Source organism: Lentiprolixibacter aurantiacus, from assembly GCF_026241225.1.
Classification (GTDB): Bacteria; Bacteroidota; Bacteroidia; order Flavobacteriales; family Flavobacteriaceae; genus Lentiprolixibacter; species Lentiprolixibacter aurantiacus.
Genome location: NZ_JAPFQP010000002.1, coordinates 92,322 through 116,609, shown reverse-complemented (window position 1 = coordinate 116,609; position 24,288 = coordinate 92,322). Strand labels below are relative to the sequence as shown.

Genomic DNA, 24,288 nt, shown 5'->3' with positions numbered 1-24,288 from the left:
CTTCTTTTTTTATGCTTCCCGCTTGGCTCGTTTGGCCTCGCGTTTTTCTTTCAACATTTCACGGATATTTCCGGTAACCCAGTACGGGATTACAAACAATAGTAAAAACATCATCAGCCAGAAACCAATTGTAACTATGGTGAGGAAGGCAAGAAATCCTAAATACTGGTCAAAATCAAACATAGTGTGTATTGTTATGGGCACAAAGATATAGTGAAAAGTACAATAAAGTCAAATCGGTTCAAAAAAAATTATCAGGTATCAAAAATAGGGCCGCCGCTCGTTTAAGAAAGGCATATACCCTAACTTTGTAAAGACCAAAAAATACGCGATCTATGAGTTTTAGAATAGAAAAGGACACTATGGGCGAAGTACAGGTCCCTTCCGACAAGTACTGGGGTGCCCAAACGGAACGTTCCCGGAATAATTTTAAAATTGGCCCTGCGGCTTCCATGCCACTGGAAGTCATCTACGGCTTTGCCTATTTAAAAAAAGCGGCTGCTTTTGCCAACTGTGAACTGGGCGTTTTACCAGAGAACAAACGCGACCTAATTGCCCAGGTCTGCGATGAGATCCTTGACGGGCAGCACGATGAGCAATTCCCATTGGTCATCTGGCAAACCGGCTCTGGCACCCAAAGCAATATGAATGTAAATGAAGTTATTGCCAACAGGGCCCAGGTGCTTGCAGGCGGGGCTATAGGAGAAGGAGAAAAGGTGCTTACACCTAACGACGATGTAAACAAGTCCCAGTCGTCTAATGACACCTTTCCAACAGGCATGCACATAGCCATATACAAAAAGGTGGTGGAGAATACCATCCCCGGTGTGGTCCAGCTTCGTGATACACTTAATGACAAAGCCAAAGCTTTTGAGAAGATTGTAAAAATTGGGCGCACCCACCTCATGGATGCCACTCCACTGACCCTGGGACAAGAATTTTCAGGGTATGTAGCCCAACTGGATCATGGTGTGAAGGCGCTGAAAAATACCCTGGAACACCTTAGCGAACTGGCACTGGGAGGAACAGCAGTAGGAACCGGTTTGAATACACCTTCAGGTTACGATGTGTTAGTTGCTAAATATATTGCGGATTTCACCGGGCATCCCTTTAAAACTGCTGCTAATAAATTTGAAGCTCTGGCAGCCCATGACGCCCTGGTGGAAACACACGGTGCCCTGAAGCAACTCGCTGTTTCCCTTAATAAAATTGCAAACGATATTCGTATGCTCGCCTCCGGTCCACGATCCGGCATTGGGGAAATTATCCTTCCGGCAAATGAGCCCGGTAGTTCCATAATGCCCGGCAAAGTGAATCCAACCCAATGCGAAGCCCTTACCATGGTCTGCGCCCAGGTTATGGGCAATGATGTGGCCGTTACGGTGGGAGGTACCCAGGGCCACTACGAACTCAACGTATTTAAACCTGTTATGGCCGCCAATGTCCTCCAATCCGCCCAATTAATCGGTGACGCCTGTGTGAGTTTTGAAAAGAACTGTGCGGTGGGCATAGAACCCAATCAGGAAGTTATACAGAAGCTGCTTTCCAACTCGCTTATGCTTGTAACGGCATTGAATACTAAGATTGGTTATTACAAAGCGGCTGAGATCGCCAATACGGCACACAAAAACGGCACCACCCTTAAAGAGGAAGCCATCAACCTCGGGTATGTAACGGCAGAAGAGTACGACGAATGGGTTAAGCCGGAAGAAATGGTAGGATCCCTTAAATAAGGACTTCAGACCTTCCAGGTATTCCGCTGTGGAAATAAAAAAGGGGCACTAAACAGTGCCCCTTTTTCAAACTAACTAACTAACTAAAGTCCTACTTCAAAGTAAACTTGGAAGTTCCCAACAATTTTAAACGGTCATCATATACATTGACCATGTAGTTTCCTTTCTGGAAATCTCCCGCTGGTTTATTGATATAATCACATACATCCAGCGAATTGTTTTCATAATAGAAGTTTGTACCCTTGCTGTAGCTTACAGAAGCACCTTCTTCTGTGGTTTTGGAAAGACCACCTCCGAGGATATTACCCTGAGGATCCAATACTTCAATAAGGAATTCACGATCTCCGGCCTCGGCGATAATATTATCAGCAACGGTAAAACAGATTTTGAATTTATCTGTACTACGGGCTCTTGACGTTGATACAAGTTTTCCACTGCTACGCTCACGAACGGCATCTACCGTAAAACTGGATAGATTCAAAGCAGATCCGCGCTCTACGGCGGCAGCAAGTTGTGTATTCTGAACAACAAGTGAATCGTTAAATACAGTTTGCTTTTCCAGCTCGGTAAACGTGCTGTCCCTTTGCATCGCAATCAGGGCGTTAGACTGGGTCAGGGAATCTACCTGCTTAAGCAATTGCTCTCGCTCAGCTCTTAGTACTCTAACCTGCCTTCTGTAACGAGATAAAGCAGATATGTCGGCTTTCATTGTTTCAACAGAATCGATGTACTTGGCAATTCTGTCCCTGGCAATAACCAATTCCTCATTGGTTGCATTGCTCTCCAGAATAGCCTTATCGTATTCAGATTTAAGGCTATTTAAGTCCTCCACAACCAGTTCTTTCTCCTTGGTAAGTGCGGTAGTGGTTTTTTTCTTGTCCTGATAAAGGCTAACAGTGTAGATTATGGTACCGAGTAGAATAACCCCTAAAAGGCCGGCAATAACCTTTAATCCATTGTTATTTTTTTGCTCCGTCATAGTGTAAATAAATTAATTATGTTCTTGTCTTGTTTATGTGTACAGGTTTGTTCCTGTCAGTCTATATACGCAATACCTGCCCATTTAGATTTCTCAACCTTAAAAAAAATACAAATCGTCCTTAAAAAATAGATAATGACGTACTTTTACATACGAACTTAAATGCCGTATTTAATGAAGTATTTCACAATTATTTGCCTGGTTTTGTTGTGTAGTTGCAAGCAAAACGCAAAAACTGAAAAAAGCGATGCAGTACAAGGTGATAATGCAGCCCAGACAGAAACTGAAGCCTTGAAAATATATCCTGTTGAACACGCTACGGCGGTTCTGAAGTGGGGTGAACATACCCTTTACATAGACCCTGTGGGAGGTGCTGATAGATTTAAAGGCTATCCGAAACCAGACCTTATCCTTATAACAGATTTCCATGGAGATCACTTCAATGTTGAAACTCTGGAAGGACTGGATACGGGAAAGGCAAAAATAATAGTCCCACAGGCTGTAGCCGATGAACTTCCTGAAACATTTGCTACTCAGGTGGACGTCTTAAGCAATGGAGACGAAAAAGAACGCTTTGGAATAACTGTTGAGGCAATTCCCATGTACAATCTAAGGGAGGAAGCCCTGAAATTCCACGTCAAAGGACGGGGCAATGGCTATGTGCTGAGTAAAGACGGGATGCGCTTATATTTTTCAGGGGATACCGAGGATATACCGGAAATGCGCGCCCTGCAGGATATTGACAAGGCCTTTGTTTGCATGAACCTCCCTTACACCATGACTGTGGAAAGCGCCGCCGATGCAGTATTGGAATTTAAGCCCAGAGAAGTATACCCCTACCATTTCAGGGGAAACCCTGATGTAAGTGATGTAGCCAGATTCAAAGAGCTGGTTGCTGCTGGGGATCCAGAAATCAAAGTTGTACAGTTGGATTGGTACCCCAATCTTCCGTTTTAATCCCGGATCAACTTTTTGTATTTAATACGCTTGGGCATGATATCATCGCCCAGGCGTTTTTTCTTGTTCTCTTCGTATTCTGAGAAGGATCCTTCAAAGAAATACACCTGTGAATCCCCTTCAAAAGCCAGGATATGCGTACAGATACGATCCAGGAACCACCTGTCGTGGGAAATAATCACGGCGCAACCGGCAAAACTTTCCAGTCCTTCCTCCAGTGCCCTCAAAGTATTCACATCCAAATCGTTTGTAGGTTCATCCAGCAGCAAAACATTTCCTTCCTCCTTCAGGGTCATAGCCAAGTGGAGACGGTTTCGCTCACCACCGGAAAGCATGCTTACCTTTTTATTTTGTTCACTACCCGAAAAATTAAATCTGCTCAGGTAGGCTCTTGAATTCACCTGCTTACCCCCCATCATTATCAATTCCTGACCATCACTAAAGTTCTCCCATATGGTTTTATTTGGGTCAATATTGGAATGACTCTGGTCTACATAGGCGATCTTGGCTGTTTCGCCAACAGCAAACTCCCCTTTATCAGGGTCCTCTTCACCCATGATCATTTTAAATATCGTGGTCTTACCTGCTCCATTGGGGCCAATTATGCCTACAATACCAGCTTGAGGCAGCTTAAAGTTAAGATCCTCGTAAAGTAGCTTGTCACCAAATGCCTTGCTTACCCCAGAGGCGTCAATAACATTAGTTCCCAATCTGGGTCCGTTCGGGATATAAATCTCAAGTTTTTCCACCAGTTGCTTCTGATCCTGATTCAGAAGCTTGTCATAATTATTAAGACGTGCCTTTTGCTTTGCCTGACGGCCCTTTGCACCCTGCCGTACCCATTCCAGCTCGCGTTCAAGGGTTTTTTGCCTCTTGGATGCTTCCTTGGTTTCCTGGGCCAGGCGCTTGGCTTTTTGATCCAGCCAGCTGCTGTAGTTGCCTTTCCATGGGATGCCTTCACCACGGTCCAGTTCCAGAATCCATCCGGCAACGTTATCCAGGAAATAACGGTCGTGTGTAACAGCAATCACTGTGCCTTTATACTGTGCCAAATGGTGTTCCAGCCAGTGCACAGATTCCGCATCCAGGTGGTTGGTAGGCTCATCCAGCAATAATACCTCGGGCTCCTGCAGCAATAGTCTGCACAAAGCAACGCGCCTTCGCTCACCGCCAGAAAGTACCTTGATCTGTTTGTCTGGCTCAGGTGTTCTCAACGCATCCATGGCTATCTGGAGTTTGGTATCCAATTCCCATGCGTTTGAGGCATCTATCTCATCCTGCAGTGCGGCCTGGCGATTCATCAGCTTTTCCATTTTATCCGGATCCTCATAAACCTCCGGAAGGGCAAACATATCGTTGATCTTATTGTATTCATCAAGTACAGCTACTGTTTCGGCCACTCCTTCCCTGACTACTTCCAGAACTGTTTTTTCCGGATCCAGCTCAGGTTCCTGCTCCAGCAATCCTACCTTGTAGCCAGGTGAAAAAACCACATCCCCCTGGTAGTTCTTATCCCTGCCGGCAATAATTCGCAACAATGTTGATTTACCGGAACCATTAAGCCCCAGTATGCCGATTTTAGCCCCGTAGAAAAAGCTTAAGTAAATATTTTTAAGTACCGGCGTATTGGCATTCTTATAGGTTTTAGTAACCCCTGCCATAGAAAATATAACCTTCTTATCGTCAGACATTTAATAAAGATTATTTTGTTAAAAAGTTAAAATGAAAAGTATTGGAAGTTCTACTATACCCGCCCTTTCAAGGCATTAAACACCCAGGCAATAGCAAAAAAACCAATCCCTACGGAGGCAAAACCCCAGCCCGCAACCTCATCATAGCGAAAAGCACCTAGTGCAATAAGACCAATTCCAACAAAAATCATAATAAAGGTGGCCCAGGCAAGGACCGTGTTCTTATTCATTCCCATAGAGCTGTTAGTTTAGTGAAACACCAAATATCGTAATTTTCGATGATTGTTGCCCTAGTGGCTGACCTTTTGTTTATTCGAATGGAAATCGAATACCGTTCTGGGAACGCACTAAATCCAGTAGCTCTATGAGGTCCAGGCTATTCTGATGACTCCATAATTCACTTTGTAACTGACCCTTATTAAGGCAATTGTGCACCTCGTTAATCTCGTGTACATATCCCTTTCCCAACTTGGGCAGTGGTAGCGAATGTACTTCATCTCCAAGCTGCAGTGTCAGTTCCTGGGATTCATGCCAGCGGGGATGTACATAAATGGTTCCTTTGGTGCCGCAAATCATGGCCTTCATTTCCGAATTGCAGGTGAGACCACTAAACAGCAGTGCCTGGGCTCCGTCATATTCAAAAATCATACTGGTTTCTATCTCAGCACCCGTTTGGTGAAAGCGAGAAACGCCATGCACTTTTTCAGGTTTACCCAGTAGCATATAAGACAGGAAAACCGGGTATATCCCAATATCCAGCAAAGACCCCCCGGCCAACTCCGGATTCAACAGCCTTCCTTCCGGATCGCGATCCAACGCATAGAAAGCAAAATCTGCATGAATATAGCGGACCTCTCCAAGGGCGCCGGAGTCCACAAGTTCTTTTGCCCTCACAATTGCCGGCATGAACCTGCTCCACAGGGCCTCCATAAAAAACACCTTTTTCTCCCTGGCCATATTGAGCATGGTGGATGATTGCTCCCGGTTTACACCCATGGGCTTTTCACAAAGTACATGCTTGCCGCACTCCATAGCACGCAGGGCCAGAGGGGCGTGATGGGAATGAGGGGTTGCGATGTAAATAACATCCACCTCGGGACAGTTGAACAATTCCTCATAACTGCCCAAAGCGTAGACTGCCTTGTGCTTTTCTTTAAATGCTTCAGCTTTCTTCAGGCCACGGGAGGCAACCGCAGTTAGAGCAGCCTCAGGGACCAGTGCCAGATCACGGGCAAAAGTATCAGCTATCTTTCCCAGACCTACAATCCCCCAACGAATTTCAGTAGACATCTCCTTATAATTTATACCAGGGTTAATGAATATTAGTCCGTATCTTTAAGGTCGATTTCGAACCAGTACGAAGATATGGATATCACCTTCAATAAAAACGAAGATCACAATAAATTACAGCTAAGTTCACTGCGAAGAAAGCTGAAAAAGGTTAAAGAAGGCGGAGGAAAAAGCAGGATTGAAAAACACCACGCACAGGGCAAGTTAACAGCAAGGGAACGCATTGAGTTCCTTCTCGACCCCAAATCAGATCAAATAGAAATCGGAGCCCTGGCAGGCGATGAGATGTATGAAGAACACGGTGGTTGTCCTTCGGGTGGCGTGGTCGTAGTCATCGGCTATGTGCGCGGCAGGCAATGCATAGTTGTTGCCAATGACGCTACCGTTAAAGCCGGAGCCTGGTTCCCGATCACCGCCAAGAAAAACCTTCGTGCACAGGAGATAGCCATTGAAAACCGTTTACCCATTATCTACCTGGTAGATAGTGCAGGCGTTTACCTGCCCATGCAGGATGAGATATTTCCGGACAAAGAACATTTCGGGCGTATTTTCCGCAACAATGCCGTGATGAGCAGTATGGGCATTCCCCAGATTGCTGCCGTAATGGGGAGTTGCGTGGCTGGTGGTGCCTATCTCCCCATTATGAGCGACGAAGCATTGATCGTGGACAAAACCGGAAGTATATTTCTTGCAGGAAGCTATCTGGTAAAAGCAGCTATTGGGGAAGATGTGGATAATGAGACCCTTGGCGGGGCAACCACCCATTGCGAAATAAGCGGGGTAACGGATTACAAGGCCAAGGACGACAAACACGCCCTTGAGACCATTAAAAATCTCATTGATAAAATGGGTGCGCCACAGAATGCCGGATTTAACCGTGAAAAGCCTGCCCTGCCCAGTGAAAACCCAGATGAGATCTTCGGGCTTCTGCCTATTTCCCGATCAGAACCCTATGACATGCTGGATATTATCAAACGCCTGGTAGACAATTCTGAATTTGAGCAGTATAAGGAGGGCTATGGAAAAACCATCCTAACAGGTTATGCCCGGATAGACGGATGGGCGGTTGGAATTGTTGCCAACCAAAGGAAAGTAATCAAGACAAAAAAAGGAGAAATGCGCTTTGGAGGAGTGATTTATTCCGATTCTGCCGACAAAGCCACACGTTTTATTGCCAACTGCAACCAGAAAAAAATCCCACTGGTATTCCTGCAGGATGTAACCGGATTTATGGTGGGAAGCAAAAGTGAGCACGGCGGAATTATTAAAGACGGAGCCAAAATGGTCAACGCGGTAAGTAATTCTGTAGTGCCTAAATTCACTGTGGTTATCGGCAACAGCTACGGTGCAGGAAATTATGCAATGTGCGGTAAGGCGTATGATCCCAGGCTAATTGTTGCCTGGCCCAGTGCAGCACTGGCAGTAATGAGTGGAAATTCCGCTGCCAAGGTACTGCTGCAGATTGAAAAAGCGACCCTGAAAAAACAGGGGAAGACCATAACCAAAGAAAAAGAGACGGAGCTGTTCAACAAGATCAAAGCGCGCTACGACCATCAGATCTCCCCTTATTACGCGGCGGCACATCTGTGGACTGATGCCATTATCGACCCCCTGGAAACCCGCAAATGGATATCCATGGGTGTTGAGGCAGCCAACCAGTCGCCTATAACAAAACCCTTTAATATGGGGGTATTACAGGTATAATCAATTACCCAGATGCTGGCTTACCCTGGGAATTAGCAGAAGTTCAGTTTGCCTTCCGTTTACGTAGCGAAACCCTTCCTTGCCAAAATAGCCGGCTTCTTCCAGCATTACCCGTATATCGCGTTTCCATTCAGGGATGTAGACTGTAGTGTTCAGTTCAATAGCATAGACAGTATCGGGATTAAGGGGGTAATTCTCACCGTCATCTTTCATGACCCCTCCCTGTGAATCCCACATACCAATCGTAGTGCCTGCAGAATGCCCGTAACTTCCTAGCGGATGGGTGTAAATGGCCGGCCTTAATCCGGCTTGCTTACCTGCTTTTAGTGCTACAGACAGGATTTGGTTGCCAGTTCTCCCGGCGATCATATTTTCTGTCAGGAAGTCCTGTACCCGGTTACCATCCTTAAGGGCATCCCTGAGAAATTCAGGCGCTTCCTTTTCACCGGGTTTAAGCACATAGGCCAGTTCCTGGCAATCGGTATTAAGCCTCAAATAAGTGATCCCAAAATCGCAATGCAAAAGATCCCCGGGTAAGATCACCATGTCTTCCGGTCTGCCGGAAAAAGAATACAGATGGGAAACTAATTTTTCCTGCGTACGCTGCACATCAACGGTTGGGTGGAACCAGGTTTCCAATCCCAGGTCCGTAACTTTCTGCCGAAACCACCATTCTACTTCCGTGGTGGTTGTTACCCCGGGCGTTATCACCTTTTCTGAAAAAGCTTCTGCAATAATCTCATGGGTCAGGCTTACCAGTTGGTTATAAATTACCATTTCCCTTTCTGTGCGTGTTTCTATCCAGCGCACGGCCAATTGCTCTGCAGAAACTACCCGCTTCCTGAATTTTGACGGTAGCCTTTTCATAAATGCATCGTAGTCTGTCTTATCAAGCCCATCTGCAATATTGTGATCATCTGAGTAATTAAGGCCAATCTTCCCAGGATTACGCTCCTGAATAATCTGTATGAGCCTTTTCCACTGATCTGGCTCTTTTTCCTTGTCCCAGGCAGAGAGAATACTCCTGCCAATATTATACCGCGCCACTGCCAAACGTTCTGTGGTATCCCTTTGCTTATCGCGGTAAAAAACCAGGATGGTTCGTCTGCGGGCATTGAGCCACGTGGCCGGAAGCATCGTCCGAAGCACGGGGTCTTCATTGTATTCCCTGGATATCAATATCCACATGTCGATTTCCGTGGCATCCATTATTCGAGGTAATACGTCCCTGAAACGCTCTTCCAGAAGCTCATCAACCACTCGTGCTCGATCTTCTTCAGGTAGGATATGCTGACCATAAACAATACAGCTTATGCTGCAAAACAGAAGTAATAGTATCTTATTCATAATGAATATTTTCGGTATACTTTATTGGATAGAAGTGGTTAATATTTGGCAGACATCTAAGGAAGAAGCTGTTTAAGCACCTCTCCCCTTTTAATTTTTCCGTTTTCAGTCCTTGGAAAACTACCGAGGTGAACAATCTTTTTAGGGCGCTCGTACTTTTCCAGTTTTTTGGCTTTATCCAGGCGTTGCTGAATATCATCCGGCATATGCTCCGCCTCGAGGACCAGGGTGAGAGCCTCACCTAGCTTTGCATCCGGAATGCCGCCCAGTATAAAAGGTTCGTCAATAAACGCTTTCAATTTATCTTCGATTACCTCAGGTATGAGTTTGACCCCCCCGGAATTAACCACGTTATCATATCTCCCCAGCCAGTAGAATTCACGATCATTCAAAAGCTCCACAAGGTCATTGGTCACCTGACCGGACTGGCAGAGATCCGGGGCTTCAATTACCAGACAACCGCGTTCATCCCTGGAGAACAATATTCCGGGCAGGGCCTTAAATGGATTTCCCTTTTCCAACTGCTCCTTTTCGAGATGATTTAGCTTCCTTAACGCAACATGAGAACAGGTCTCAGTCATTCCATAAGTTTCATATACGCGGCATTTAAGGGATTGCAGGGACTCCTTAAGCGTATCGGATACAGCCGCCCCACCTATTAGCAAAGTACCGATCCTATCGAGCCTGGAAAGTGTATTCTGTACCTGCATGGGCACCATAGCAACGAAATCGTAGTCTTTTAGATTGGTCCAAAGCGGGTCTGAAGTGGGTTCCTCAAAATCAATTGACAATCCCAGAACCATAGCCCTGACCAGCATCATTTTTCCGGCAATGTAATCCGCAGGAAGGCATAAGAGGGCAGTATCTCCCTCTTTAAGATTCAAATACTCACCGGTAGCACGAGCAGAATTAGCCATTTGCTCCTTTTTCAAAAAAACGCGCTTAGGCCTCCCGGTAGCCCCGGAAGTTGTGACCAGTATGGTATCTGTATCCAGGATCCAGTCCAGAAGGAAATCGCCTATTTGCTGTTCAAAAGGCTCTCCTTCCTTAATCAGGCTGTAAGCCACATCTTTCAATGCCTCATGGCTGTATTTAATACCATTTAGTCGGAACGCAGGATGTACAAGGGTTTCTTCTTTATTCATCAGTAGCGGATTCAATTTCTGATTGAGGTAATACTGCACCGGTTAGTCGGTCTTTCCAGTTAGTCCAGCCGTAGCGTTTTCTGAAAACCAACAACATAATTGGGTATACCACCAGCACCGGTATAAAAACGTCCCAGCCCAATTCAGGGTCAGAAACATCCTTGTAAACGGAGGGGGTTTGAAAAGCAGTCCACTCTGCAGTGACCAGTAAAGCAGCCAGCAAATTGTTAGCCGCATGAAAACCGATCGCCAGCTCCAGCCCTTTATCCATAAGGGTTAATATACCCAGGAACAGTCCGGTTCCTATGTAGAATACCATGATTCCATAACCCAGTTTATCTACCTCAGGATTAAAGATGTGAAGGATCCCGAACAGGAATGAGGTACCCAAGAGGGCAATCCAGCGCTTTTTGGTCATCAAACCAATACCCTGCATCAGGTATCCCCTCATGAAATATTCCTCAAAACTCGTTTGTACAGGAATAAGAACAACTGCAATTACTAACAGGATCAAAAAGGGGCGCAATTCAAAATTCTGGACATAATCATCCGGAGAAAGGTAAACATCAAGCAACATGAAGAAAACACTAACCACGGCCCAGAGTCCAAAGGCAAAGAACACCCGCTTCCAGTCTATTTTACTCCTTTCCGTAGTGAGTGCCCTTAAGGGTTGCCGGTGCAGGAACTTCACCACCAGAAGGAGAAAGACGAATGCAATAAGGAATGAGATAAGCATGAGAAAAAGAAACAGGTTGGCCCCAAGTAAATCGGCCATGCCCCCAATGGACGTAGGGAAAGAACCGCTGCCCAGTGATTTGATAACCACTGCGGCTGTTAAGGGAAGGGCTCCAATAAGTTGCCAGCCAATGAAAACCGCCAGAAATCCTACAACATATCTCCAGGGTTCGTGATATCCTTTATATCCTTGTTCTATATACATAATTTAGAAATTACTTCAGTGTTCCAGGAACTATCCTGCTTATACCTCAGGCTGCCTTCTTCAACAGCCAGGGGTGATTCGATATTATTCGTAAAAAGTGCACCAGTGCCCAATCCCTGTGGCATGCCGACTCCTAATGTATAGGTCCACTGCGCAATGGCATTAAGGCCGATGTTGCTTTCAAGGGCGCTGGTAATCCACCACCCTATATCCAGTCCTTCTGCCAAACCAATCCATTCTTCGCTACCGGAATACCCGCCAACCAGGCCGGGCTTTAAGATAATGAATTGCGGTTTTATTGTTTGTAGGAGCTGAGCCTTCTTTGTTACATCGGTTATCCCGATCAATTCCTCATCCAGAGCAATGGGCAAAGGCGATTCTGCACACAATACGGACATTACTTCGGTATTCCCCGGCTTTATGGGCTGCTCAATCGAATGCAAATCCAATCGGGCCAGGGCTTTAAGTTTTTCCAGGGCCTGTTCAGGATGAAAAGCCCCATTGGCATCTACCCTCAATTCCAGGTGTTCGGCGGAATACTCTTTTCTAATTTGTCCCAGCAGTTCCAATTCAGCATCAAAGGACAGTGCTCCTATCTTTAGTTTCAGGCATTTAAAGCCCTGTTCAATCTTATCACGGATTTGCTGCTGCATAAAATCCAGATCACCCATCCAGATCAGGCCGTTTATTGGTATGGTGTCCTGGTCCGCGGTAAAGTCGGATGGGAATAGCACAAAGGGATTCTCGCTGCCCAAAGAAAGCATGGCCTGTTCCAGTCCAAATTGTATACTTGGATATTCGGCCAGCTCCTTAAGCAGTTGGTCTTTGCCTAAATGGATATTGGAACAAACCCATTTTAGTTTTTCCTCATAATCCGGCAGGTCGTCATAGCTCAAACCACGGAATATCCCACACTCCCCTATCCCAACAGAATTACCCTGTTGCAATAAGAGGAACCAGGTTTCCTTTTCCGTGAGGATCCCTCTGGATGTGCCACCAGGCACCTTAAAATTCAGGAGGTATTTAATGTAGCGAGCCTTCATCTACTATGCCCCCAAATTTACTATATTTTAGGTCCAATTAAGATTTGAAATGATAATTAAAGACAAAATAATCTGGATTACGGGGGCATCCTCTGGTATAGGGGAAGCCCTGGCCTATGCCTTCAATAAACTGGGCAACAAAGTAATCCTTTCAGCGCGCAGTGAGGATAAGCTCAGGATGGTGGCTAAAAACTGCCCTTTTCCCGAAATGGTGAGCTGCCTGAGGATGGACCTGATGGAGGCGGACACAATGGAGGACACTGTGCGGCAGGCTATCGGAATTTTCGGCAGGGTCGATATCTTAGTTAACAACGCAGGGATCAGTCAGCGATCCCTGATCGTGGATACCCAACTGAGTGTTTATAAACAATTGATGGATGTGAACTACCTGGGTACTGTAGCTTTGAGTAAGACCCTTCTGCCCTATTTTATTGGTCAGGGATCCGGGCATTATGTCACAGTTACCTCACTTATGGGCAAGTTTGGCTCTCCCTTACGCTCCGGGTACTGTGCAGCCAAGCATGCCCTCCACGGCTTTTTTGATGTAATGCGCATGGAGCATGAAAAAGACGGTGTTGGTGTAACCCTGGTGTGCCCGGGCTTTGTTCAAACCGATATTGCTCGTAATGCACTAACTGCTGACGGCTCTGCACAGAATTACCAGGATAAAGCGACAGCCAACGGCCTTACACCAGCTGAATTTGCAAATCGACTCATTAAGGCGGTTCAAAAAAAGAAGTTTGAGGCCTATATTGGCAAGGGTGAGGTCAGGGGTGTTTACCTGAAGCGCTTCTTTCCCAGGTTGCTTCATAAGGTGGTTTTAAAATCCCAGGTTGTTTAATTTAAGTTTCATTAAGAACAGATGATTGGACAATCCGGAATACCTTGCGGGAGTGCTCAACAGGATACCGGTTGGAAAAGTAGCCACTATCAGGGATATAGTTGCGGCCATCCTATACCTGTGACAGGTTCACACTCCGATATGGTAACGGGTACCATGCTCACCATTGATGGAGGGTAGACCATTCAATAGCTACAATTTAGGCATCTGAAAAGCTTGTCTGATCAAACGTCCAGGCTTGCACCTATTTCCAGGAGGTGGAGTCTCTTTCCTGCAGCATCAAATTTCGCCTTTGCCCTTTCCCGGTCAATTTCAATATAACCAAAGGTGTCATAATGGTACCCCATTACCCTGTCGCACTTAATGTAATCAGAAGCGATCACGGCATCGGTGAAACCCATGGTAAAGTTGTCCCCAATAGGCAGTACTGCAAGATCCACCTTGCCCCAGAGTGGGATTAGTTTCATGTCCTGGGTTAGCGCAGTATCTCCGGCTATATACACGATCTTTTTTTCAGTCTTCAGGAGAAATCCTCCTGGTTGCCCACCATAGGAACCATCCGGAAAAGAAGAAGTGTGTACGGCCTGGGTATACTTCACCTTCCCGAAAGGAAATTCCCAGGTGCCACCATGATTCATCGGATGTACATCAAAACCTTTGGCCTGATAGTACATGGCTATTTCATAATTGCTGACGATGGTTGCCCCGGACTGACTGGCAATGGGTTCCACATCCAGGATATGGTCCTGGTGGGCATGGGTCAGGAGAATAAAATCAGGATTCAGGTCCTTGATATCAACTTTCCCTGCTGCTTTTTCATTTCCGGTAATAAAAGGATCAACTAAAATGGAATGGCCTTCTGTTTCCACCAATAAAGTGGCGTGGCCCAAAAAAGTAATTTTCATGAGAGCTCATATTTAGTCCTTTAAAGTTATTTAAAATTGAACCAAAAACGAACTCCGTCTGCAGTTTTATCTATGTTAAGCGTAGATTGCAACTGATTGACCAGTCGGTTCATCAGGCGTATCCCCATGGAGGACTGCGTTCGCTCTTCGGTGTCCTCCGGCAGCCCCACCCCGTTATCCATATATTCGAAGAATCCCTGGTCCCCGTTTTTCCTTAGGTGTATGTAGATTTTACCATTTTCCTTATCATCGGGAAAGGCGTATTTAAAGGAATTAGAAACCAGCTCGTTGAGGATAAGACCAAAAGGAATAGCCCGGTCAATATCCAGTTCCACCCCTTCTGCGTCTATGGTAATATTGATGTTATGGCCTCCCTTCTTGAAAACGGATTGTACGCTGTTTACGAGACTTTCGATATAGCCCTGCATTTCAATTACAGACAAGTCGTCGTTCTGATAAAGCTTCTGGTGGATCAGGGCCATTGCCTTTACCCTGCTCTTGCCCTCTTCCAGGGCCTCAATAGCAGCCTTACTACGTGTGTTTTTAGTTTGAAGGCTAAGCAGGCTGGATACCATTTGCAGGTTATTCTTCACCCTGTGGTGTATCTCTTTTAATAAGGAATCTTTTTCAACGAGCGATGCCTCGATAATGTGGTTCTGTTCTGCAATCAGTCGCTGGTTTTTGATACTCTTCAGGTAGGCATATACCAGCCCAGCAAAACCAAGGAGTGTAAAGATCAGTGAAATAAAAACCAGGTTGGTCTTCCCTTCCTGGGCTTCCATATTTCTTCTTATTTGTTCGTTCAGCAATTTTTGCTGATCGAGCTTTCTTTTTTCATTGGCAATATCTCGTCCGGCCACCACTGCCAGTTGCTGTTTTTGGAGTGCATTGTAGGTAAGGTCCAAAGAGTCCGCAATTCTAGTATTTCTCTTCAGATACCTGGTGGCATTTTCAAAATCACCGGTCTTTTCATAAAAGAGAGCATACAACCGATTGCGTTTCCTCTGATATTGAATTTTGCTTAATTCCAAAGGAGCAGACAGCAAGTCTGTAGCAAGGCTATAATTACCCAGTTGGATATGACTTTCTGCCAGGGCCAGGGTACACTCTATCTCCTCTGTAGAATAATTTTCACCCTTGTATTCTTTAATGCTGCTTAACCCTTTCTCAAGATGGCCAATAGCCTCTTCATGTTGGTTTAATTGCACATGGCATTTACCGAGGTTTGCTTCAATAATGCCATGGAGTAAATGCGCCTTATTAATTTGCTCATCGGTTTTGGCACGGCTCTTATCATTCAGAAAGACATTCACAAAGCCCTCGGCCTTGGAAAGCCAGGAGATTGCTGTGGATGGAGACCGGTCCAGGCGCAAGTAATTCCCAATATTGTTATTGTAGACGGCCTGACCATACCAATCGTCCTCGGCTATTTTTGCTTTTTCCTCATCTATGTAGTATTTCATCGCCTTGCGATGAAGACCCAGATTGGAATAGATATCGTAGAAAGTAATATTCTCGGTAAAACCCCTGTCGCGCTTTTGTTGACGAACCTCAACTTGTTTTGCATAGAGTCCCAGGCGTTCGTAATTTATATCCAAAAGGTTCAGCAAGATCTCCATGTGATCCCGCTCAAGATTTTCATTCTCGTTATAGAGGTCCTGGGCAAAGGCTTCACTTTTTTCGTAGTCGCCCAAATCAAAATAGGCCTGGGCCTGCATCAGTTTATAATGACGCATGGCTACAGAATCCTGATTCGCTGCGGCATTATTGGCAAAAACATTCAGAGCATCCAGCCAGTCATAAGCAGAATTTTCGGCATAGCGATCTTCCGCATTAAAAAAGATCTCAAAACGGGCTTCACTGCCAGAAGTATTCCTGAACTCCCTGAGTAAATTATCCGGTGGAGTCACCATGTCCTGTGCTATTGCACTGAACACAGCGAGAAAGCAGAAAAGTAGAATAAGCTTTCTATGCGGTTTTACCATAATTCAAGCGGGAATTTCTCCCCATTCCTTTAGATTTAGCAGGTTGTTCCCCTAAGAGAAAATCATCTCCCTTAGTGTAACGAATGCAACACCCTTTTGTTGTGGCCTTAAGGCAGGTTTTTAAAGGGTATTACACCTTTGGTGCTACCTGATGCGAGAAGCTTCCTGTATGCTGCAATCCGCTTCAGAACATCCCGGCAGGACCCTGCCTAACATAAGAGGTTGTCCTTGATCCAATATAAAAGGCTATACAGAGGTGCATAGCCTTTCACAAACTAAAGGAAAAAATGGTAAGATTTGGGGATCTTATTCGGGTTTAAATATAGAATTTCAGGGCTTTGCCGGAGGAAATATGTTGTGAACTGGACGATTCTTGTTGTGAAATGCTCCAAATGCCATGCAAATAGCATTTCACCGGACTTTTATGCTTTTTATCGATAGAGTCAATAAAAAAAGACCTTCCAACTGGAAGGCCTCTTTTACGAGAACACTATATGAAAATGAAAAAAATTTACTGTTTCAAATACAATCCAAATATAGAAGCCGAAATTCGGGAATAGAAATTATTGTTGTAAACCATCCAAAAGCTGTGGTGAACAACGGTAAAAAAGAAATGAGCCAGTATCTAGTGGAGATACTGGCTCATTATTTCCGATTTCTTACAAGGTCAGGAATTCATCGCTGAAATGATAAATTCTTTAAAATCCTTGGATATCGGGATCAGTTTATTGTTGATCATAATATCCTTTGAATTTATGGCGTCAATATGATCTACATTGACGATGTACGACTTATGAGCGCGGTAGAATTTGTTCTTGGGAAGTTTTTCCAGATAATCCTTAAGAGGCGATCTTACCAGGAATTTCTTATCGATCGTATGTACCTCCAGGTATACATTATCTGCCTTTATATATTGAATATCCCCAAATTGTATACGGTAATACAGGTGTTGCTTCTTCACAAATATGGAATCCCTTAAAACTGAGTTGGAAACTATTTTGTCATCGCTGGAAGGCGGTGCCGCAGTTTCTGATTTCCCTGAATAATCAAAATTGGATAGGGCAATTTCAATGGAGGTGTACAGGTCCTGTTGTTCAAAGGGTTTTACCAGGTAACCGTTAGGTTTAACAGTTTTGGCATTCTCAACAGTGGCACGATCCGAGTTGGAAGTCACAAAAATAAAGGGGATGTTGTAGTTATCACGTATGTGTTTTCCCAGATCGATTCCGGTTTTGTCTGAGGCAAGGATGATGTCTATTAGTACCAGGTCTACTTCCTTGGTCTTCAATACCTGTTCTGCCTGCTCGTATACAATAACATTATCTACTATTTCATAACCGATTTCTTCCAGCATGGACTGCATATCATCTGCGATGATCACATTGTCCTCAACGATAAGTATCTTAACGGGTCGTTCCAAATTATGTGAAGTTTAGTAAGTTGATTCCTCTCAAAGTTACAAAAATTTATCATTCAGGAAATAGAAGATCAGGGCCAGGGCAAAGGTACTCAAAGCCATTTTTTTTAGCTCTGGATCGAGGTGCCGCGGATTCTTTACCCGTATAACTTTAAGGAGATGTATCCCCAGTGGGACAAAAGCAAGCAAATTGAGATAAGCTGTCCAGGACCTGAAATTCATGTCATAGATAAACAAGGTGAGAAGGGCGATCAGGATCAGGATCACGTGGTAATACCTGCCGTTTTCAAAGCCAATTTTCACCACCAGCGTGCGTTTGCCTGCACGGGCATCCCCGAAATGGTCCCTGAGGTTATTAAGGTTCAATACAGCAGTACTTAAACATCCTATGGTGATGGCAGGCAGGAAATCATTAGCCTCAATATTCTTTGTAAACAGAAATGTAGTACCCAGTACACTAAGCAGACCAAAAAACATAAAAACGAAGAGGTCGCCCAGACCGGAATAGCCGTAAGCCTTACTCCCTACTGTATAGCGCACTGCCGCCCAGATACTCAAAAGGGCCAGGCCCCCAAAGAGGAGCAGATACTCCCAGGAAGCCAAACCAAAGGATGTATACAACAGGGCTCCTGCAAACAATAAGCTAAAAAAGATGCTTATTCCAATTCCGTATTCCAGTTCTTTCCTGGAAAGGGCCCCGCTTTGTAGTGCCCTGGCTGGTCCCAGTCGCTGCTCATTATCTGTCCCCTTTACTCCGTCTCCATAGTCGTTTGCAAAATTTGAAGTGATCTGGAACCCTAAAGTGGTCAATAAAGCGAGAAAAAAAATGGTATGATCTTCAAAACCCCTGCTCTTGGCAATGGCAGTTCCAACAAGTATTCCGGAAACAGAAAGAGGAAGCGTCCTCAGACGGGCAGCTGAAACCCAGGTTTTGAATTTACTCAATGCTAAAAGGGATCTTCAATTTGAAGGCGCTTACCATCCTGATAGGACGCGACAAAAGCATCATTAAAGCCCATACTTACCAACTGCTTGCGAAATTCCTGAGCTTCCTCAAGGGTCTCAAATGTCCCCAGGGAATAAGAATAATAGGGGTTGGTTTTCACAAATAAGGTATTGGTCAGTGCTTCCGAAGCCAGGGTAACATTATTGTCAACAAATGACTGGATCTGTACAGAATATATCTTTTGTTTCTCGAGGAAATTCTTGGCCAGATAAAATTCCCTCACAAGGCTCAACTCTTCATTTTGTCTCTTGAGGTTATTGATGCGCGACTCAACAATTTTAAGACTGTCAAGCGAAGCGACTACCAGGTTGGGATCATCAATCTTGTTGGAGCTGGTATATCCGGCAGTAAAAGATGTTATGGCAAGTATTCCAACAAGAAACAGAGCCGTAATCCCGGCAAAAATATTCCTCTGTATCTTGCTTCGTTTGAGTTCTTTGTTCTTAAACTTTATCTGGTCCAGAAGACGCTCATTGATTATTTGCGCCTTATCGATGTCTTTGTGCAGGGCCAATAAATCGCTTTCCTCAATAAATGGCATACGGCTTTGTTTTTAGGGAATGCTAAAAATAACCAAATTCCTCAATTTCAACAAAATATTCAGCTTGATAAATGTGAAGTATTGTTCTTCAATTGTTTCGGAATGACCTGCCTGAAATTTCCAGTACTCATTTTAGTATTAAAATGAGCTTATACTATTGAGCAACAAGATAAATGCCATCGGTTCGGATTTCGATCTTTTTTTGCTTGTACAATGTGCCAATCGCTTTCTTAAAGGTCTTCTTACTCATGTCCAGTTGCTGCCTTATTTCCTGAGGGTCCGACTTATCGTGAAGGTGAAGAACTCCTCCCCTTTCACCAAGGAGGGTAAAGACTTTAAGGGCAGCGGGTTCTAGCTTTTCCCTACCCAATGGCTCCAGCACGACATCCAGCTTTTGATCTTCCCTTATTTGCCTGATATAGCCCGGCAAACGATCCCCTGTTTGCAGCTTTCTGTGAACCTGATTGTGGAATACGAGGCCGCGGTGCTTGTTATTTACGATCACATCCCAGCCTAAATCCGAGCGCCTGGCAACTATTAATTCCACTTTTTCACCTGCTCTGAGTTCCAGGGAAGTGTTGTCTAAAAACTTCCACCAGCGCCCTGAAGCAACCAGTCTCTGGGATTTTGGATCCAGGAAACAATAGACCACATAGCGCTTGCCAGACTCCATCCTGTCTGGCTGCTCCCTGAAGGGCACGAACAGATGTTTATCCAGGCCCCAATCCAGGAAAGCACCATAATCATTTACTTCTGCAACTTCGAGGAAAGCGAAGGAGTTTCGTGTAATATTGGGCGTGCCTGTGGTGGCTACCGGACGCTCTTCCTGGTCCAGATAACAAAAAACCCGGAGTTCCTGGCCAATTTCAAAATGTTCAGGGACATATTTATTGGGTAGCAAGAGGTCATCCACATCGGCATCTCCAAGGAACAGGCCCACCCGTGTACTCCTCAATATTTTAAGGGTGTTATAGTTCCCCAGTTCTATCATTGATTTAAGTCTAATTCAGAATTTGCACTTACAGAAGGACAGTGTTAATTTGCTTTATACAAAAGGAAAAATACCGAATTCCAGCATTTAGAAAGCAGACCTAGTTGTATTCACCTTCCCTGCCGAAGTGCCTGGTAAGCTGGTAATACACCACAGCCCGATATTTGGTCCTAACCGAGGTACCATATTCCTTCATTACCGCATTTATAGCCTCCATAAGTTCCGGACTGTCTGCCAGACCCAGTTTCTTGATCAGGAAATTGTTCTTTACCCGCTCCAGTTCTTTGATATCGCTTCCGGATACCGTGGATGAATCCCGATTATAAATAGATGGTCCCAGTCCATCTGTCACTTTACCAAGAAGTTCCATATCCGGTTCCACATTGAACTTCTCCCGCAGGTCTTTCTGGTATTTGACTATTAATTCAGATTTCTTGCTAGGCATTGTATACTGTTATGATTTGTTCGAAGATAGAAATTCAAAGTATCCCAGCAAAATTTTGTCATTCAGAGTTCTGGGGGTTCGAATATCAAGCAATTTGGGTGTTCTGGAGGGATTGTAAAAATCAGACAGTTCCCTTACCAGGCTTTCCTCATCAATAGCCTCACAATATTCAAGTCCGTATGTGGCACAGATAGAACCGAGTGATTGTTTTTGAGGGGTCTCAAAGTATTGTTCAAATTCCGGGCTTTCCTCCTTTCCCGGAAGGATACGGAAGATACCTCCCCCTCCATTATTCACCACTACAATTCGCAAATCCGGACGCAAATAATTATTCCAGAGACCATTGATATCGTAAAGGAAACTGAGGTCGCCGGATATCAGGAGGGTTGGATTATCATAGTGTAAAGCCGCACCCACAGCCGTGGAAGTACTCCCATCAATCCCACTGGTACCCCTGTTGCAAAATACCGGGTTGGCCGGAGACATATCGAATAACTGTGCATAGCGAACCGTTGAGCTATTTGCAAGTTGAACCATATAACCGGCCGGTATACTATTCATTAAATGCGAAAAGGCCTTAAAATCGCTAAATGGAATTTGCTTAAGATACCGGGACCGCATTCTCCGCACATAACTCTTTCGCGGTAACCAGGAATCGCGATAGCTACCCGGAACATCATCATAGTCCTGTAAAAGCTGCTCAAGGAATGTATTGGGATCGGACTTTACATGATGTGTCAGGCTGAAAAAAGTATCGTATGCCTTAATGGGATGTACATGCCAGTGAAACTGCGGCTTAAATTCCCTCAGAAATGCTTTGATTTTTTTAGATACGATCAAACCGCCGAAAGTCAAAAGGATCTCGGGCTTTAAGGCTTCAAAATCCTGGTTGGGATCAGCTGATTTTTCAATCGGTGCTATTATGCTGTCGATACTCGGAAAGCTATTCGTATGATGGAGATTTGAAGTAGTTTCGGTAAAGATGAGCACGGTGGAGTCTTCCGCTAATCTATCTAGAAGTTCCTGCTCTATCTGCCCGGGGGGATTAACCCCTACTAGGATCATTTTCCTGCCTGATTCTCTCCATACCCGGGAAAATTTTTCAATTCCTATTGCACGTTGTGAAGGTGCTTCAGTTGGATACACAGGGTTTTCAACGCTGATGTCTGCGCTAAGCCCGTACAAAGGTTCTTCAAAGGGCACGTTAATATGCACGGGAGAACTCTGTTGCAAAGCCGTTTGCAGCGCTCGTTGCAACTCTGCATAATTATATTGCCCCACTACCTCCTGTATGCTTTCAAGATCCTTATCCTGTTCCAGCATCTGAGGTGCCAGGGTAGCTATAGTTGAGGTGGCATGCGTAACATCCTGCCGAAGATGGGCTGAATAAGCAATATGCCTGTCGAAAACCCTGTCCTGCCTGATGGTTTGTCCATCTCCCCTATCGATCTTGTACGAAGGACGGTCTGCAGAGATAAGCACAAGGGGAATATCACTGTAAAAGGCCTCGGCAACTGCCGGATAATAATTCAGCAGCGCGCTTCCTGATGTGCAGATTGCGGCAACCGGTTCCTTTAATTGCTGTGCCATCCCAAGGGCAAAGAATGCAGCCGACCGTTCATCTACAACACTGTAGCATTCAAAAAAAGGGTCATTTGTAAATCCCAGTACCAGCGGCGCATTCCTGGAACCGGGAGAAATTACGATATGCCGGATCCCGCTGTGTTTACAATGCATCACAACGGCCTGAGCAGCAGGAATGGAGGAGTACTTCATAGAAGGTGCAAAAATACAACAGCTAAGTCTCCTATCCCAATCCCTCAGCGGAATTCCTGAACAGGTGCAGCATGGATTCGCTTTTGTTAACCGTCTCCTGCCATTCCTGTTCAGGATCGGAACCCTCAACAAGGCCCCCTCCAACATAGACATGCACCTGATCATCCAGCAAATTCATACACCTGAGATTAACGAAGAGATGGCTGTTCCTGTCCTCATTCCAATTCAACTCGCCGAGATAACCCGTGTAATATGCCCTGGGATATCCTTCATTGGCCAACAGGTAAGCTCTGGCCTTATCTGCGGGGATCCCGCAAACAGCCGGGGTTGGATGTAATGCGTGGATAAATTGACGCAGCCCTGCTTTGAGGTCCCCTGCCCTAATTACGGTTTTAAGGTGCAGGAGGTTTCCGGCTTTTGCCGTTTCGGTACCCGAAATATCCAGGGACCCTGCAAGACCATCAAGGGCCTGCTCTATGAAACGCGTAACATAGGCCTGTTCCTTCTTTTCCTTGGTGCTCCATACAGGATCCATGCCTTTTACTGCTTTCTGGGTTCCCGCAAGGGATACTGTACTAATTTCATCCTTGCCATACCTGAGCAATGTTTCCGGACTGGCACCCATCCATATGCCTGTTTTTTGGTGGTAGAGAAAATAACAGAAGGCCTCAGGAAATTGCCTGAGCAGAACCTGGAAAGTATAGAAAGGATCAGGCTTTAGATTAATCGAAATTTTTCGTGACAGCACTATTTTTTGAAGCTCTTTTGCCTTAATTACTTCAAGAGCCTTGCGAACCCTGTCAATATACTCCGCTTTACCAGACTGCCCGGAATGCTCCATAAACCTTGAAAAGGGCATGCGATCTCCCGCAGTTCTGATTTTTTCCGTCAGGACTTCATCTGGCCTGACCCTGATCACAGGCAAACCCTCGCTGAATGGGGCCATTACAAAACCGGTTTCAGAGAAGTCCACTGTAGTGTCGAGAGAATCGCTATTCTGCATGAGTGCTGTGCAAACGGAACTACCAGGCTTTCGATATAAAACAAAAGGCAAGCCCTCCCTGTAATGTTTTTTTAGGCGGTTAAATAGTTCCATTATGGAAGTTTTAAGACCGTTCCATTGCAATAGTAGTTAGCTTGCAGAGCGATATCAGGTTGTCCTGGGCATCGGTAACGCGTATTTCCCAGACCTGGGTTGTCCTTCCTTTATGCACGATGGTTGCTTTGGCAAATACATCACCATCTTTGACGCTCCTGACATGGTTGGCAGCAATTTCAATACCACGCACATAGTATTTTTTGCCGTCCAGAAAAACATAGGAAGCAGCGCCACCCACACTCTCTGCAAGGGCTACCGTTGCCCCACCGTGCAATACGCCGTCTGGCTGGTGAACTTTCGGGCTAACGGGCATTCTGGCCACCAGGTAATTTTCACCTACATCCACAAAACTTATATCCAGCGTTTCCATCAATGTATTTTTACATACCTCATTGCAGACCGCCAGTATTTTATTTTTGTATTCCTCCATTGATATTTTTTTTGCAAAAATAG

At 45.1% G+C, this 24,288-nt stretch carries 23 protein-coding genes; 4 read left to right on the top strand and 19 right to left on the bottom strand.

Going from position 1 to position 24,288, the window contains the following annotated elements:
• Nucleotides 1-9 precede the first annotated feature (9 nt).
• Nucleotides 10-183, bottom strand: a complete 174-nt coding sequence (locus tag OO016_RS07585; RefSeq protein ID WP_266012134.1) for a hypothetical protein — start codon at nt 181-183, stop codon at nt 10-12.
• Between the two features lie 152 nt (nt 184-335).
• Here OO016_RS07585 and fumC point away from each other — a divergent pair, with 152 nt between their 5' ends.
• Nucleotides 336-1,733 carry a class II fumarate hydratase gene (fumC, locus tag OO016_RS07580; RefSeq protein ID WP_266012133.1) on the top strand — a complete coding sequence of 466 codons (1,398 nt, stop codon included), beginning with the start codon at nt 336-338 and terminating at the stop codon, nt 1,731-1,733.
• Nucleotides 1,734-1,824: 91 nt separating this feature from the next.
• On the opposite strand, the gene OO016_RS07575 is transcribed toward fumC, so the two are convergent.
• Entirely contained in the window at nt 1,825-2,712 is an 888-nt protein-coding gene (locus OO016_RS07575) for a DUF8428 domain-containing protein (protein ID WP_266012132.1), read from the bottom strand.
• A gap of 174 nt (nt 2,713-2,886) precedes the next feature.
• On the opposite strand from OO016_RS07575, the gene OO016_RS07570 reads away from it, so the two are divergent.
• Nucleotides 2,887-3,669 (top strand): MBL fold metallo-hydrolase, encoded by a 783-nt coding sequence (locus tag OO016_RS07570; RefSeq protein ID WP_266012131.1) that lies wholly within the window; start codon nt 2,887-2,889, stop codon nt 3,667-3,669.
• Here OO016_RS07570 and ettA read toward each other — a convergent pair.
• The 3 genes from ettA to OO016_RS07555 all read right to left on the bottom strand — a co-directional run bounded on the left by ettA (nt 3,666) and on the right by OO016_RS07555 (nt 6,650).
• Nucleotides 3,666-5,360, bottom strand: coding sequence for an energy-dependent translational throttle protein EttA (ettA, locus tag OO016_RS07565; RefSeq protein WP_266012129.1), 1,695 nt, complete (start codon nt 5,358-5,360; stop codon nt 3,666-3,668). The genes OO016_RS07570 and ettA overlap by 4 nt on opposite strands.
• Nucleotides 5,361-5,413: 53 nt before the next feature.
• Nucleotides 5,414-5,596, bottom strand: a complete 183-nt coding sequence (locus tag OO016_RS07560; protein WP_266012127.1) for a CAL67264 family membrane protein — start codon at nt 5,594-5,596, stop codon at nt 5,414-5,416.
• Between the two features lie 73 nt (nt 5,597-5,669).
• Entirely contained in the window at nt 5,670-6,650 is a 981-nt protein-coding gene (locus OO016_RS07555) for a Gfo/Idh/MocA family protein (RefSeq protein ID WP_266012125.1), read from the bottom strand.
• A 75-nt stretch (nt 6,651-6,725) separates the two neighbouring features.
• Between OO016_RS07555 and OO016_RS07550 the strand changes: the two genes are divergently transcribed.
• Nucleotides 6,726-8,354, top strand: coding sequence for an acyl-CoA carboxylase subunit beta (locus tag OO016_RS07550; protein WP_266012123.1), 1,629 nt, complete (start codon nt 6,726-6,728; stop codon nt 8,352-8,354).
• On the opposite strand, the gene OO016_RS07545 is transcribed toward OO016_RS07550, so the two are convergent.
• From OO016_RS07545 to OO016_RS07530, 4 genes are read right to left on the bottom strand one after another with little or no spacing between them, the layout of a single operon-like run.
• A complete protein-coding gene (locus tag OO016_RS07545; protein ID WP_266012121.1) occupies nt 8,355-9,701 on the bottom strand; it encodes a M24 family metallopeptidase in 1,347 nt (448 codons plus the stop codon). It abuts the gene before it with no gap.
• Between the two features lie 56 nt (nt 9,702-9,757).
• Nucleotides 9,758-10,846 (bottom strand): AMP-binding protein, encoded by a 1,089-nt coding sequence (locus tag OO016_RS07540; protein WP_266012119.1) that lies wholly within the window; start codon nt 10,844-10,846, stop codon nt 9,758-9,760.
• Entirely contained in the window at nt 10,839-11,786 is a 948-nt protein-coding gene (locus OO016_RS07535) for a CPBP family intramembrane glutamic endopeptidase (protein ID WP_266012117.1), read from the bottom strand. Before OO016_RS07535 ends, OO016_RS07540 begins: the two co-directional genes overlap by 8 nt.
• Nucleotides 11,777-12,829, bottom strand: coding sequence for an o-succinylbenzoate synthase (locus OO016_RS07530; protein ID WP_266012115.1), 1,053 nt, complete (start codon nt 12,827-12,829; stop codon nt 11,777-11,779). Before OO016_RS07530 ends, OO016_RS07535 begins: the two co-directional genes overlap by 10 nt.
• A gap of 49 nt (nt 12,830-12,878) precedes the next feature.
• Between OO016_RS07530 and OO016_RS07525 the strand changes: the two genes are divergently transcribed.
• Nucleotides 12,879-13,670, top strand: a complete 792-nt coding sequence (locus OO016_RS07525; RefSeq protein WP_266012113.1) for an SDR family oxidoreductase — start codon at nt 12,879-12,881, stop codon at nt 13,668-13,670.
• A 224-nt stretch (nt 13,671-13,894) separates the two neighbouring features.
• Here the strand turns inward: OO016_RS07525 and OO016_RS07520 are convergent, their stop codons facing one another.
• The 10 genes from OO016_RS07520 to OO016_RS07475 all read right to left on the bottom strand — a co-directional run bounded on the left by OO016_RS07520 (nt 13,895) and on the right by OO016_RS07475 (nt 24,265).
• Nucleotides 13,895-14,575: a metal-dependent hydrolase gene (locus tag OO016_RS07520; RefSeq protein WP_266012111.1), complete on the bottom strand. Its 681-nt coding sequence runs from the start codon at nt 14,573-14,575 to the stop codon at nt 13,895-13,897.
• Nucleotides 14,576-14,601: 26 nt separating this feature from the next.
• On the bottom strand, nt 14,602-16,560 hold the full coding sequence (locus tag OO016_RS07515) for a sensor histidine kinase (protein WP_266012109.1): 1,959 nt from the start codon (nt 16,558-16,560) through the stop codon (nt 14,602-14,604).
• Between the two features lie 667 nt (nt 16,561-17,227).
• Nucleotides 17,228-17,980 (bottom strand): LytR/AlgR family response regulator transcription factor, encoded by a 753-nt coding sequence (locus tag OO016_RS07510; protein ID WP_266012107.1) that lies wholly within the window; start codon nt 17,978-17,980, stop codon nt 17,228-17,230.
• 36 nt (nt 17,981-18,016) lie between these two features.
• Nucleotides 18,017-18,922 (bottom strand): 1,4-dihydroxy-2-naphthoate octaprenyltransferase, encoded by a 906-nt coding sequence (menA, locus tag OO016_RS07505; protein ID WP_266012105.1) that lies wholly within the window; start codon nt 18,920-18,922, stop codon nt 18,017-18,019.
• A 2-nt stretch (nt 18,923-18,924) separates the two neighbouring features.
• Nucleotides 18,925-19,524, bottom strand: a complete 600-nt coding sequence (locus OO016_RS07500) for an SPOR domain-containing protein (RefSeq protein WP_266012103.1) — start codon at nt 19,522-19,524, stop codon at nt 18,925-18,927.
• Nucleotides 19,525-19,678: 154 nt separating this feature from the next.
• Nucleotides 19,679-20,515, bottom strand: a complete 837-nt coding sequence (locus OO016_RS07495; RefSeq protein ID WP_266012101.1) for a CvfB family protein — start codon at nt 20,513-20,515, stop codon at nt 19,679-19,681.
• A gap of 100 nt (nt 20,516-20,615) precedes the next feature.
• Nucleotides 20,616-20,960 carry a DUF2853 family protein gene (locus tag OO016_RS07490; protein WP_266012099.1) on the bottom strand — a complete coding sequence of 115 codons (345 nt, stop codon included), beginning with the start codon at nt 20,958-20,960 and terminating at the stop codon, nt 20,616-20,618.
• Between the two features lie 9 nt (nt 20,961-20,969).
• A complete protein-coding gene (gene menD / locus OO016_RS07485; protein WP_266012097.1) occupies nt 20,970-22,736 on the bottom strand; it encodes a 2-succinyl-5-enolpyruvyl-6-hydroxy-3-cyclohexene-1-carboxylate synthase in 1,767 nt (588 codons plus the stop codon).
• 31 nt (nt 22,737-22,767) lie between these two features.
• A complete protein-coding gene (locus OO016_RS07480) occupies nt 22,768-23,832 on the bottom strand; it encodes a chorismate-binding protein (protein WP_266012095.1) in 1,065 nt (354 codons plus the stop codon).
• Nucleotides 23,833-23,842: 10 nt separating this feature from the next.
• Nucleotides 23,843-24,265 (bottom strand): PaaI family thioesterase, encoded by a 423-nt coding sequence (locus tag OO016_RS07475; protein ID WP_266012093.1) that lies wholly within the window; start codon nt 24,263-24,265, stop codon nt 23,843-23,845.
• Nucleotides 24,266-24,288 lie beyond the last annotated feature (23 nt).

Bases quoted from the DNA above. Each gene is read 5' to 3' on its own strand.
- OO016_RS07585 (WP_266012134.1), bottom strand. From the start codon at position 183: ATGTTTGATTTTGACCAGTATTTAGGATTTCTTGCCTTCCTCACCATA.
- fumC (WP_266012133.1), top strand. From the start codon at position 336: ATGAGTTTTAGAATAGAAAAGGACACTATGGGCGAAGTACAGGTCCCT.
- OO016_RS07575 (WP_266012132.1), bottom strand. From the start codon at position 2,712: ATGACGGAGCAAAAAAATAACAATGGATTAAAGGTTATTGCCGGCCTT.
- OO016_RS07570 (WP_266012131.1), top strand. From the start codon at position 2,887: ATGAAGTATTTCACAATTATTTGCCTGGTTTTGTTGTGTAGTTGCAAG.
- ettA (WP_266012129.1), bottom strand. From the start codon at position 5,360: ATGTCTGACGATAAGAAGGTTATATTTTCTATGGCAGGGGTTACTAAA.
- OO016_RS07560 (WP_266012127.1), bottom strand. From the start codon at position 5,596: ATGGGAATGAATAAGAACACGGTCCTTGCCTGGGCCACCTTTATTATG.
- OO016_RS07555 (WP_266012125.1), bottom strand. From the start codon at position 6,650: ATGTCTACTGAAATTCGTTGGGGGATTGTAGGTCTGGGAAAGATAGCT.
- OO016_RS07550 (WP_266012123.1), top strand. From the start codon at position 6,726: ATGGATATCACCTTCAATAAAAACGAAGATCACAATAAATTACAGCTA.
- OO016_RS07545 (WP_266012121.1), bottom strand. From the start codon at position 9,701: ATGAATAAGATACTATTACTTCTGTTTTGCAGCATAAGCTGTATTGTT.
- OO016_RS07540 (WP_266012119.1), bottom strand. From the start codon at position 10,846: ATGAATAAAGAAGAAACCCTTGTACATCCTGCGTTCCGACTAAATGGT.
- OO016_RS07535 (WP_266012117.1), bottom strand. From the start codon at position 11,786: ATGTATATAGAACAAGGATATAAAGGATATCACGAACCCTGGAGATAT.
- OO016_RS07530 (WP_266012115.1), bottom strand. From the start codon at position 12,829: ATGAAGGCTCGCTACATTAAATACCTCCTGAATTTTAAGGTGCCTGGT.
- OO016_RS07525 (WP_266012113.1), top strand. From the start codon at position 12,879: ATGATAATTAAAGACAAAATAATCTGGATTACGGGGGCATCCTCTGGT.
- OO016_RS07520 (WP_266012111.1), bottom strand. From the start codon at position 14,575: ATGAAAATTACTTTTTTGGGCCACGCCACTTTATTGGTGGAAACAGAA.
- OO016_RS07515 (WP_266012109.1), bottom strand. From the start codon at position 16,560: ATGGTAAAACCGCATAGAAAGCTTATTCTACTTTTCTGCTTTCTCGCT.
- OO016_RS07500 (WP_266012103.1), bottom strand. From the start codon at position 19,524: ATGCCATTTATTGAGGAAAGCGATTTATTGGCCCTGCACAAAGACATC.
- OO016_RS07495 (WP_266012101.1), bottom strand. From the start codon at position 20,515: ATGATAGAACTGGGGAACTATAACACCCTTAAAATATTGAGGAGTACA.
- OO016_RS07490 (WP_266012099.1), bottom strand. From the start codon at position 20,960: ATGCCTAGCAAGAAATCTGAATTAATAGTCAAATACCAGAAAGACCTG.
- menD (WP_266012097.1), bottom strand. From the start codon at position 22,736: ATGAAGTACTCCTCCATTCCTGCTGCTCAGGCCGTTGTGATGCATTGT.
- OO016_RS07480 (WP_266012095.1), bottom strand. From the start codon at position 23,832: ATGGAACTATTTAACCGCCTAAAAAAACATTACAGGGAGGGCTTGCCT.
- OO016_RS07475 (WP_266012093.1), bottom strand. From the start codon at position 24,265: ATGGAGGAATACAAAAATAAAATACTGGCGGTCTGCAATGAGGTATGT.